Origin of the sequence: Vibrio sp. 10N.222.51.C5 (genome assembly GCF_041474575.1) — a bacterium.
GTDB classification, from domain to species: Bacteria; Pseudomonadota; Gammaproteobacteria; order Enterobacterales; family Vibrionaceae; genus Vibrio; species Vibrio crassostreae_C.
Genome location: NZ_JBFRUJ010000032.1, coordinates 149,079 through 161,116 on the forward strand (window position 1 = coordinate 149,079; position 12,038 = coordinate 161,116).

The 12,038-nt window shown below is 43.3% G+C and carries 10 protein-coding genes; 6 read left to right on the plus strand and 4 right to left on the minus strand.

Annotated features, from left to right (window positions below; genetic code table 11):
* The first annotated feature begins 141 nt into the window (after positions 1–141).
* Positions 142–948, plus strand: a complete 807-nt coding sequence (gene xthA, locus AB4558_RS11310; RefSeq protein ID WP_372158809.1) for an exodeoxyribonuclease III — start codon at positions 142–144, stop codon at positions 946–948.
* 75 nt (positions 949–1,023) lie between these two features.
* Here the strand turns inward: xthA and AB4558_RS11315 are convergent, their stop codons facing one another.
* The 4 genes from AB4558_RS11315 to AB4558_RS11330 all read right to left on the minus strand — a co-directional run bounded on the left by AB4558_RS11315 (position 1,024) and on the right by AB4558_RS11330 (position 4,202).
* A complete protein-coding gene (locus tag AB4558_RS11315) occupies positions 1,024–1,701 on the minus strand; it encodes an ABC transporter permease (RefSeq protein WP_017063494.1) in 678 nt (225 codons plus the stop codon).
* 2 nt (positions 1,702–1,703) lie between these two features.
* Positions 1,704–2,444, minus strand: a complete 741-nt coding sequence (locus AB4558_RS11320; RefSeq protein WP_017062124.1) for an ABC transporter permease — start codon at positions 2,442–2,444, stop codon at positions 1,704–1,706.
* Positions 2,445–2,523: 79 nt separating this feature from the next.
* Positions 2,524–3,294: an ABC transporter substrate-binding protein gene (locus tag AB4558_RS11325; RefSeq protein WP_017062125.1), complete on the minus strand. Its 771-nt coding sequence runs from the start codon at positions 3,292–3,294 to the stop codon at positions 2,524–2,526.
* A 137-nt stretch (positions 3,295–3,431) separates the two neighbouring features.
* Positions 3,432–4,202 (minus strand): ABC transporter ATP-binding protein, encoded by a 771-nt coding sequence (locus AB4558_RS11330; RefSeq protein ID WP_004736532.1) that lies wholly within the window; start codon positions 4,200–4,202, stop codon positions 3,432–3,434.
* Positions 4,203–4,993: 791 nt separating this feature from the next.
* Between AB4558_RS11330 and AB4558_RS11335 the strand changes: the two genes are divergently transcribed.
* The 5 genes from AB4558_RS11335 (at position 4,994) to AB4558_RS11355 (ending at position 11,939) form a co-directional block, all read left to right on the plus strand.
* Complete coding sequence (locus tag AB4558_RS11335; RefSeq protein WP_016767646.1) at positions 4,994–6,535, plus strand: DUF3360 family protein; 1,542 nt, start codon at positions 4,994–4,996, stop codon at positions 6,533–6,535.
* A gap of 307 nt (positions 6,536–6,842) precedes the next feature.
* A complete protein-coding gene (gene pflB, locus AB4558_RS11340; RefSeq protein ID WP_102427865.1) occupies positions 6,843–9,119 on the plus strand; it encodes a formate C-acetyltransferase in 2,277 nt (758 codons plus the stop codon).
* A gap of 200 nt (positions 9,120–9,319) precedes the next feature.
* A complete protein-coding gene (locus AB4558_RS11345; protein WP_372158810.1) occupies positions 9,320–10,309 on the plus strand; it encodes a lipid A deacylase LpxR family protein in 990 nt (329 codons plus the stop codon).
* 164 nt (positions 10,310–10,473) lie between these two features.
* Entirely contained in the window at positions 10,474–11,214 is a 741-nt protein-coding gene (gene pflA, locus AB4558_RS11350) for a pyruvate formate lyase 1-activating protein (RefSeq protein WP_010437353.1), read from the plus strand.
* 224 nt (positions 11,215–11,438) lie between these two features.
* A complete protein-coding gene (locus tag AB4558_RS11355; protein ID WP_017070032.1) occupies positions 11,439–11,939 on the plus strand; it encodes a YfbU family protein in 501 nt (166 codons plus the stop codon).
* Positions 11,940–12,038: the final 99 nt, after the last annotated feature.

The following is a 12,038-nucleotide window of genomic DNA, read 5'->3' on the forward strand; positions in this document are numbered from 1 at the left end:
ATTTAATGTCGCCATTTTGTCTCTACAAAGTGGCGACAGAAATTATTAAGCATGGTTAAATACGATGAACCATGAAATCCACCAAATCAAAAACCTTTAAAAACAAGCAGTGACAAAGGTTTACGAGAGGTATAAAAACAAATGAAAGTAATTAGCTTCAACATCAACGGTCTTAGAGCCCGCCTTCACCAACTGCAAGCTATTATCGACAAACACCAACCCGACGTGATTGGTCTGCAAGAGATAAAAGTGCACGATGAAGCCTTCCCAATTGCTGATGTTGAAGCAATGGGCTATAAGGTTTACTTCCACGGTCAAAAAGCCCACTACGGTGTGGCAATGTTGTGTAAGCAAGAGCCTATTTCTGTGCAGAAGGGTTTCCCAACAGATAATGAAGACCATCAAAAACGCATGATCATGGCGACGTTTGAAGATGAAAATGGTGAAAAGGTTACCGTGCTAAATGGCTACTTCCCTCAAGGGGATAACATCAAGCATGAAACAAAATACCCGTACAAACGCCAGTTCTATAAAGACTTAATGACTTACTTAAACGATTATCACAACAAAGATGAGCAAGTGATTGTGATGGGCGACATTAATATCAGCCCTATCGACGCAGACATCGGCATTGGTGAACCTAATGCGAAACGTTGGTTAAAAACAGGTAAATGCTCTTTCCAACCAGAAGAGCGAGAATGGTTGAAAACATTGATGGACTGGGGCTTTGTAGACAGCTTCCGCTTGCTGCACCCTGAAGCGAATGATCAATACTCGTGGTTTGATTACCGCTCAAAAGGCTTCGTAGACAACCGCGGCCTGCGTATTGATGTAGTCCTAGCGACTCAAAAGCTTGCCGATAAGTGTACTGAAGCTGGCATCGATTACGAGCTACGCGGCATTGAAAAACCGTCAGATCACGCGCCAATTTGGTCGACGTTCAAGTAACGAGTTAAACAGACACTTTCAATAAAAACGGCGCTCAATGAGCGCCGTTTTGTTAACTGTGTGAATACCGTGCAATTAGCTAAGGGGTCTTAGATAAGCAAGGAAACGCTTCTCTGCGAATTTGAAAATCGCAATGATGATAAACGTCAACCCCATGTAAAACAGACCTGCCGTTAGGAAAGACTCGAATGGAGCGTAGTAACGTGAGTTAACCAAACGTGCTGCACCGGTTAAGTCCATAATGGTTACGATACCCGCTACCGCAGAGCCGTGAAGCATGAAGATGACTTCGTTACTGTAAGCCGGCAATGCGCGACGCAGAGCACTTGGTAAAATGATACGACGGTAAGTCTTCGGTGTACTCATGCCGTAAGCTTTTGCTGCTTCGACTTCACCTTTAGGTAAGCCGTTAATCGCACCACGAATGATCTCTGCGGTATAAGCTGACGTGTTAAGAATGAATGCCACCAAAGCACAGAACCATGCGTTTTCCCATAATGTGTCTTTCACTGGGAAGAATTGGTCCATACCGTAGTAAATCAGGTACAGCTGAACCAGTAATGGCGTACCACGGAAGAAATAGATGAATGACCAAGCCGGAGCATTAATCAGCATATTTGGACTGTTACGAGCGATAGCTAGTGGTATGGCGACGAATAAGCCAATGATCAAAGCAACGCAAACCATCCAAGCCGTTGTCCATAAACCACCAAGGTAAATCGGCAGGCTTTCAATTATCAATGAAAAGTCCATAACTACCTCGCGTGGATACTGAATTTACGTTCAACCAGCTTAAGTAAGCCCGTTGAAACACTGGTGAAGAATAAGAAGATAATCGCCACAGTCATGTAGAAAGTGAATGGCATTTTGGTTGAACCCGCCGCCAGTGCACTAACACGTACCATATCTTCTAGGCCAATAATGGAAACCAACGCAGTGGTTTTAAGTAATACCAGCCAGTTGTTCCCAAAACCCGGTAATGCGTGACGAATCATCTGCGGTAGCAGTATGCGGTGAAACGCCTTTACAGGGCTCATACCATAAGCTTTTGCCGCTTCCATTTCACCGCTGTCGACAGCCATGATGGCACCACGGAACGTTTCTGCCATATAGGCACCGAAAATAAAGCCTATGGTTAAGACACCAGCAACAAATGGGCTGACATCAATATAATCAGGTAAGTAAGCGGTCCATTCGTGGTTAGGATCACTGGATGCAAACCACTCGTTGAGCCACTCGTTGATGGAATACAAACTGTTGTTTAAAAGGATTTGTCCACCAAAGAAAATCAGCATCATCAGTACGAGATCTGGAATGCCTCGAATGACGGTTGTGTAGAGGGTTGCAATAGCACGAGCCCAGCGATAAGGCGCGAGTTTTGCTAAGGCACCTAGCATACCAAGAACCATAGCTAAAATTAGCGACAGCAAGGCAACTTCGATTGTGAGCACCGCCCCTTTCAGGATCGACGCTTCATATCCTTGTAAATCAAACATAATGGATTCCAACAGAACTGCGAAAAAGTTGGTAAGACAGGGAGAGGAGAACCTCTCCCTTAAGAATTGACGCTAAAGATTACTGACCGTATACGTCGTAGTTGAAGTATTTAGCCGCGATATCTTGGTAGATGCCTTTTTCACGTAGTGAAAGGATTGCCGCATCTAATTGCTTAGTCAGATCTTTGTCTTGCTTACGAACAGCAATACCCATACCTTCACCGAACCACTTAGGATCCGTTAGAGAGGGGCCAACAAACTCGTAGTCTTCACCACCAGCTTTGTTCAGCACGCCTTCTTCTAGAGCAGATGCATCACCTAGTACAGCAGCAACACGACCGTTTGCTAGATCAAGGTAAGCTTCGTCGAATGAACCGTAACGAACGATCTCTACTGTATCGCCGTAGTTGTCTGTTAGGTATTTATCGTGAGTTGTTGCACGTTGAACTGCAATCTTTTGACCGCTTAGATCATCAAAGTTAAGGCCTGCACCTTTCTTAGCGATGAACTTGTTTGGGATAAGTGCGTATTTACCAGTGAAGTCGATTTTTTTCTTACGCTCTTCCGTGATAGACATTGCCGCGATGATCGCATCATATTTACGAGCAAGTAGAGAAGGAATGATACCATCCCAGTCTTGTGCAACGATCTTACACTGCACCTGCATTTCAGTACAAAGTGCGTTAGCCATATCGACATCGAAGCCTTTCAGTGACCCGTCAGCTTCTGTCCAGCTAAATGGAGGGTAAGCACCTTCAATACCAAAGCGTACTGTTTTCCATTCTTTTGCTTGAGCTACGCCCGTTGCAGCAGTTGCAGCAAGTGCCGCGACTAATAACCACTTTTTCATATCCCTACTCCTGTGATTTAGGTTTTTATGTTTTGCTAGTTTTAATATTGTGTTTGTTGTTGCTTATTAACTTACTTGTTGTGTTTTATTGTTCACACCGTCGCTGTTTACCGTTGGCAACGGCGTTTCAATTCTGATTAGTAAATCGATGAGATAAATTGTTGTAAACGTTCAGATTCAGGTTCCGTAAACAGTTTAGCTGGATCGCCCTGTTCTTCCACTAGACCTTGGTGCAGGAACATCACATGGTTTGATACGTCACGAGCAAAAGCCATTTCATGTGTTACCACAAGCATGGTTCTTCCTTCTTCTGCTAGATCTCGCATTACACCGAGTACTTCCCCTACTAACTCAGGGTCAAGTGCTGATGTTGGCTCATCAAACAGCATCACTTCCGGATCAACCGCTAACGCTCGAGCAATTGCCGCTCGTTGTTGTTGTCCACCGGATAAATGACCTGGGTAGTAATCTTTGCGCTCATACAAGCCTACTTTTTTAAGTAGTAGTTCTGCATTTTCAATCGCTTGAGCTTTAGGTACACCTAATACGTGAACGGGTGCTTCGATAACATTTTCGAGAACGGTTAGGTGAGACCAAAGATTGAAGCCTTGAAAAACCATCGCTAAGCGTGAACGGATACGCTGTACTTGTTTTTCGTTGGCAGGAACAGATACGCCTTGGCGGTTGTTTTTCATTTGAATTAATTCGCCATTAACCCAAATCTCGCCTGCAGTTGGTGTCTCTAAAAGGTTGATACATCTAAGGAAAGTACTTTTACCCGACCCTGAAGATCCGATAATCGATACAACATCGCCTTTATGCGCAGAAAGTGAAATTCCCTTTAAAACTTCATTTTGACCAAACGTTTTGTGTAGATCCTTTATGTCCAGCGCTGGTACATCTTTCATGCGCTTTCTCTCCCAAGTTTGTGAAAATGCAAGGTACTCCGACCTTTTCATGCGATACAAACTAGCACCACACGAAACAACATGCAACAAATTATTAACCTGATAAATTGGAATAAATAGCGATTCACTCTGACTTATTATGCAAAAGGTAGCGTTTTCGCCTCAATTTAATGAATGAGTTCTATCAATAAGCTGCAATTACACCCCTTACATTGTTTAAATAAAGTTAATCAAAATGAGATTCTCGTAGCTGGATGTCTCACAAGAAAAACACGTTTTGTGAACTTATAAACATTACTGTCGACAAAATATAGCGCACACATTCAGCACACTGCCCTCACCTTAAAGCACAATTATTTTAAGGTTATTACATTGTAAGCATTTCACTCGGAACAGTTGGGAAGCAAGTAATAGTGAAATAACTCAGTAAGAATTGAGTATTGAACTCGAGCCATGACGACAAAGGCTCGAAGAAGATAGGTAAACGTCAATTTGTGAAAACTAATTACACGATTCATCAATGGGAAGTTAATGAATCGCTGCGTTTTGTAGCTTTCTTTCACATATACTCATAAAGTGATCAAGATCAATCACCCTAAAGGGTAAGCTTGTTAGACTCCTCAGCAAAGAATAAGGCATTAAAAATGCCAAACATTTCTTTTAACTTAGCTGCATAAAGCACAGCAAAACCGTGCAACATAATGTTAATGAGTTATAACTAAGAAATAACGCAATTACGCGAACTTATAGAATTCAATTTTAGAATTACTAACAAAAAATATGAGGAATCTATGTCAGACGTTGTCAATAATGCGAACTCTGAAGTAGAAGAGAAAAGCTATAAAGAGCTACACCGTCCTGCTTCTGAATTTGAGAGCCGCTCAGATTATCTAGATCACGAACTTCAAATCATGAAGCCTCGCCGCTTCGGTTTAAACCTTCCAGGTCGTGACTTCCGCTTTGAACTTGAAGATCTTGTTCCTGCACTGGCTGGTACTATTGGTATCATTGCGATGTACTCTGCAGTAATGATGTCGTGGGCTGATGGCCTAACTCAAGCTTGGGATCACGTAAACCTAGGTAAAGACTTCGCAATTGAAGTCGCTCGTGTAGAAATGCTTATTCCTGCACTACTGTTTTGTATCCTTGCTTCTGGTTTCTTTAACCCTAAAGCAAACCTTGCCGGCAACCACGGCCCAATGATCCCTCTTATCGGTACCATCGCTCTCGCTGGTGCTCACCCTCTTGCATTGGCCATCCTGATCGGTGTGTTCGGTCTCATCCTAAGTTTCCTAAAAGGCGGATCTAAACTTGTTAACCTAACTTCTGAAGGTACAGCAGGTGGCTTGCTCATATTCTTAGGCTTAACCGGTACCATGAGCCAAATCAACTCAATTCAAGCATGGGCGGTTGGTCTTCAATCTTCTACTGTTGAAGCGGGTAGCATGGGTTACGTGGGTCTTATCGTTCTTGCTATTACTATTGCTATCTACGCTTTCTTAGCAAAAGTGAACAAGCGTTGGTTAGCTATTCCAGTTTGTGCGTTTACAGGCCTTGCTATTGCATTAGCATTAGGCGCTGGTTTCGATATCGTGTTCGAAACTGAAATGGGCATTCCAAACCTAAACCCAGTTTACTGGTGGGGTTCGACTTCTGAAGGTTGGATGCTTGGCTTGCCAAATGTTGAGCACTTCATCGCTTCGCTACCGTTCGCTATTCTTGCAGTAGCAATGTGGTCACCAGACTTCCTAGGTCACCGTATCTTCCAAGAGCTGAACTACCCTAAACGTTCTGAAAAAGTTCTGATGGACGTAGATGACACAATGACGATGTGTTCTGTTCGTCAAATGGTCGGTACTGCAGTAGGTGGTGGTAACATCACATCTTCTTGGGGTACTTACATGATCCCAGCAGCAATCGCGAAACGTCCAATTCCTGGCGGCGCAATCTTGCTTGGCTCTCTATGTATTATTGTTGCGATTCTTGGCTTCCCAATGGACGTAGCAGTATGGCCACCAGTGATGCGTGTTGCGCTACTTGTAGGTGTATCTCTACCTCTACTTGAAGCGGGTATGCAGATGGTTAAAGATTCAAAAGACTCTCAAGCAGCTGGTATCTGTATCTTCGGTTCAGCGGTTGTTAACCCAGTATTAGCATGGGCACTGACTATGCTTCTAGATAATAACGGTCTAATTGGTGATAAAGAGCGTGCGAAGCGTCTATCATTTGTAGATAAGATTGTTATCCCAGTTGGCGTTTTAGTTATCTGTCTGGTAGCAATGCTTGCAGTTGGTATGCTAGAAAGTCAATATGGCCTAAAAGCTTGGCTATAATGGTCCTTACTACACAAAAGTAGTATTAGGATTAAAAAAAAGTTTGGGTGGCAACCCCTGCCACTCAAATTTTTTCAACTTTTTTTGGCATTTATTGATTTAGTTTAAGGTTTACAGAAATTTTTTAGCGTAGTCTTGAATTCATAGAGTAAAGACAACATATAAAAGGTAGTGACAATATATATAACCATATGACGCTTATATGCTCATATATATTGTTATTAATAAGAGTGTACTACCCTTACGAGGGGCGCTGGCTCAACAGTGTTAATGTACGTATTTTTTCTACTAAAAAGGTAGGTATGTCATGGCAGAGCAATTTGCTAAAGCTTGGGAAGATTTTGCTGCAGGTGAGTGGCAAAGCGAAGTAAACGTTCGTGATTTCATTCAAAAGAACTACACGCCGTATGAAGGCGACGAGTCTTTCCTAGTTTCTGAGGGTACTGAAGCAACTAACAAGCTTTGGTCTTCGGTAATGGAAGGTATCAAACAGGAAAACGCAACTAAAGCACCTGTAGATTTCGATACTTCTGTTATCTCTACCATTACTGCTCACGATGCAGGTTACATTGAGAAAGATCTTGAGACTATCGTTGGTCTACAAACTGAGAAGCCACTAAAACGTGCAATCATCCCTAACGGTGGTGTGCGTATGGTTGAAGGTTCTTGTAAAGCATACGGTGAAACTCTTGACCCAATGGTTTCAAAAATCTACTCAGAATACCGCAAAACACACAATGCTGGCGTTTTCGATATCTACACTCCTGATATCCTAAAATGTCGTAAGTCTGGTGTTCTGACTGGTCTTCCTGATGCTTACGGCCGTGGTCGTATCATTGGTGACTACCGTCGTGTTGCACTTTACGGTATTGATTTCCTAATGAAAGACAAAGCGGCTCAATTCGCTTCTCTACAAGAGCGTTTCGAGAACGGCGAAGATCTTTCTGCAACAATGCAATTGCGTGAAGAGATCTCTGAGCAACATCGTGCTCTAGGTCAAATCAAGCAAATGGCTGAGAAATACGGTTTCGATATCTCTGAGCCAGCTCAAACAGCTCAAGAAGCTATCCAGTGGACTTACTTCGGCTACCTAGCTGCTGTTAAATCTCAAAACGGTGCTGCAATGTCTCTAGGTCGTACTTCGACTTTCCTAGACATCTACATCGAGCGTGATATCGCTGCTGGCAAGATCACTGAAGAACAAGCACAAGAAATGATCGACCACTTCGTAATGAAACTGCGTATGGTTCGTTTCCTACGTACTCCTGAGTACGATGAGCTGTTCTCTGGCGACCCAATCTGGGCAACAGAGTCTATGGGTGGTATGGGTATCGACGGTCGTACGCTAGTAACGCGTTCGAACTTCCGTTTCCTAAACTCTCTATACACTATGGGTCCTTCTCCAGAGCCAAACATCACTGTTCTTTGGTCTGAGCAACTACCTGACGGCTTCAAGCGTTTCTGTGCGAAGGTATCTATCGATACTTCTTCTATCCAGTACGAAAATGATGACCTAATGCGTCCTGACCTAGAGTCTGATGATTACGCTATCGCTTGTTGTGTATCTCCAATGATCGTTGGTAAGCAAATGCAGTTCTTCGGTGCTCGTGCTAACCTTGCGAAAACAATGCTTTACGCAATCAACGGCGGTGTGGACGAGAAACTTAAGATGCAAGTTGGTCCTGTTTCAGACAAGATCACTGACGAAGTTCTTAACTACGATGACGTAATGGGTCGCCTAGACACATTCATGGACTGGTTAGCTAAGCAATACGTGACTGCACTAAACAGCATTCACTACATGCACGACAAGTACAGCTACGAAGCGTCTCTAATGGCTCTTCATGACCGTGACGTTCGTCGTACTATGGCTTGTGGTATCGCTGGTCTATCTGTTGCAGCTGACTCACTATCTGCAATCAAGTTCGCGACTGTTAAACCAATCCGTGACGAAGATGGCATCGCAACTGACTTCGAAATCGAAGGCGATTACCCTAAATACGGTAACAACGACTCTCGTGTAGATGATATTGCTTGTGAACTAGTTTCTACGTTCATGAACAAGATCCGTAAGCTTAAGACTTACCGTAACTCTATCCCTACACAGTCAGTTCTTACTATCACGTCTAACGTTGTATACGGTAAGAAAACTGGTAACACTCCAGACGGTCGTCGTGCTGGCGCTCCTTTCGCTCCTGGTGCAAACCCAATGCACGGTCGTGATGAGAAAGGTGCTGTAGCATCACTAACGTCTGTAGGTAAACTACCGTTTGCTGACGCACAAGATGGTATCTCTTACACGTTCTCTATCGTGCCAAACGCACTAGGTAAAGAACAAGACAGCCAACGTGCTAACCTTGCAGGCCTAATGGATGGTTACTTCCACCACGAAGCTGGCATTGAAGGTGGTCAACACCTTAACGTTAACGTTCTTAACCGCGAAACTCTTGAAGACGCAGTTAAGCACCCTGAGAAATACCCTCAGCTAACAATCCGTGTATCTGGTTACGCTGTTCGCTTTAACTCTCTAACTGCAGAGCAACAAGCTGACGTAATCGCACGTACATTTACTGAGTCTCTATAAGCTCACGCTCAATAGACAGTAAATAATATTAGCCTCGCCAATGTGCGGGGCTTTTTTATATCTGAAATAAATCGCACTACACTCACCTATCCCGCGAAATGTTAGGTTGAGCAAAAAAGCACCCTGCCATTCACTTTTTTTCCACAAATTCTGTCAAATTACGGTAATATCGCGGTTCATAATTTAAGAGTAACTGCTCCATGAAATACCTGCGTTGTTTACCCCTGATTCTTCTCTCTTTCTCATCTTTAGCCTCTGAGCGTTCTACGTTAACTTTTGCTTTAGATAATGATGGTATTTTTGGTGTCGACCAAGACTATACCAACGGCTTATTTCTGGGTTACACATCATCAAGTATTACGCCATATAACTGGGTAAAACCATTGAGTCTTTCCTACAGGGGCGCAAGCTCTCTAGACAAGTGGGAAATCACCATTGGCCACAAGATGTATACGCCTTCTGACATTGAGTTAGAAACGCCATCGCCTAATGATCGCCCATACGCAGGTTACCTTCACACTGAATTCAATTACATCAGCTTAAACCCACAGCAAGCCCAGCGTTTTAATATCACGTTTGGTACTACGGGCGAACGTGCACTGTCTGAAGATGCTCAAAAGCTGGTTCACTCAATCACTAAGTCGGATGAGCCGATGGGTTGGGAATACCAAGTCGATGATGAATGGGCGGGAAGCGTTGGTTACCTAAGCCATTTCAACCTAATGCGTAATCAAGCTCTTGCGAATACTGACTACGAAATCTCTAACGTTTCTGAAATCAACGTCGGTAACTTTAGAAGTGACATTTCAACGGGCTTCATGTTTCGTTGGGGTACAGACTTAGGCGGTAACTTTGGTGCAGCTAACATCACCACAGAAAACCCATTCAAACCGGGCATGATCGGCGCATCAAACGCTGGTTGGTTTACCTATGCAGGCCTCGAAGGTCGCTACCGATTCAACGACCTGACTATCGAAGGCGATCGTTCTGAAATCGAAGATAATTGGCCGAATCCAGAACAATACGATGTGACTTTAGAGAACATTCAGGCTACTGCTGTGCTTGGTGTGGCTTGGTATAACCAATACGTTGGTGCATCTTTCGCGCTAACAGCAAAAACACCGGATTACGAAGAAGCGAAAGAGTCAGTGTACACCACTGGCGGTATCACAATGTTTGCTTTCTTCTAGCCACCAGTAAGGGCTTTCGTCCTTTACTTTTCAAGTTTAATAAAGGCAATCATCTTCACAGGTGGTTGCCTTTATTTTTAAAGGTCTCGTTACCATTTGACCCTATTTTATGTACCGATTTTGTAATAAAATAAACGGTATAAATTCCTCTACGAGAATAGCTCATGTCTACAACTGGTCGCATTCACTCATTCGAATCTTGTGGTACTGTCGATGGTCCTGGTATCCGCTTTATTGTGTTTCTTCAAGGCTGCTTAATGCGTTGTATGTACTGTCATAACCGTGATACATGGGATCTTCATGACGGAAAGGAAGTAACGGTCGAAGAGATCATCAACGAAGCAAAATCATACCGTCATTTCATGAAAGCTTCGGGCGGTGGTATCACCTGTTCTGGTGGTGAAGCGATGCTACAACCTGAGTTTGTTCGTGATTTTTTCCGCGCAGCTCAAGCTGAAGGCATCCACACTTGTCTTGATACTAATGGCTACATTCGTAAGCACACTGAAGTGGTTGACGAAGTACTAGAAGCCTCTGATCTAGTGATGCTCGATCTTAAGCACATGCGAGATGAGATTCACCACGATTTCATTGGTGTATCAAACAGACGTACTCTGGATTTTGCGCGCTACCTACACAAAATCGGTAAGAAGACGTGGATTCGTTATGTGATTGTCCCTGGCTACACGGACACGCCTGAAGATGCTCATCTGCTAGGTGAATTCATCAAAGACATGGATAACATCGAGAAAGTAGAGCTGCTTCCATACCATAAGCTGGGTGCACATAAGTGGGAAGCACTTGGTTTTGACTACCCTCTTGAAGGTACAAATCCGCCAAGCAAAGAGAAAATGGATGAGATTGTTGCTGTTCTTAGCCAGTATCATTCAAACGTAAAATACTAATACTGCAGACGATGCTCAACCTCTATTTTAAACGCCTCAATTTCGATTGGGGCGTTTTCTTTTCTAGCGCTAACTATCCTTTCACTTTTCTTTACAACTTTTGTTTATCAATTAAAAAAATCATATTAAATCCGTGTTGAGATCATGTTTCCACGCGTAGGAATGCTGTTACTCTTACTGCAACAAAAGAATATAACATTTAGTTTTTTAGTGAGGCTCATCCCATGGAAATGACCAATGCTCAGCGTCTAATTCTATCAAATCAATACTACCTAATGTCTCAAATGAACCCTGAGAACTCGGCGAAATACCAGCGTCTACAAACGATTGTAGAACGTGGTTACGAACTCCAAATGCGTGAACTTAACAAAGAGTTTGGTTGTTTGACTGAAGCAGAATGTCGCGAAATTATCGACATCATGGAGATGTACCATGCAATGCAAGAGTCGAACAAAATGCTTGCAGAACAAGAGCGTGCTGAAGTAGACCAACGTCGCCTGCAGTTCTTAGGTTTTGATATCGCTTCTGAAGCGCAGATCGTACACTACGTGCGTTTCCTTGTTGATTCTGAAGGTCTTTACCCTCAATTCGACAAAGCCGATCACCACTTCAATAGCCAGATGCCAATGCTAGAGAAGTACCGTCGCATGCTAACAACATGGCGCAACTGCCCTCGTCAGTACCACCTATGTGCGACAGAGCTATCTCAAATCTTTAGCGCTTAATTCGTTAATAGATCAGCGATAACTTTTAAAAAGTTTCAAGAAAAAGGGTTACTCATCATGAGTAACCCTTTTTTTAATGTTTGTCCCGTCCTGAAATGT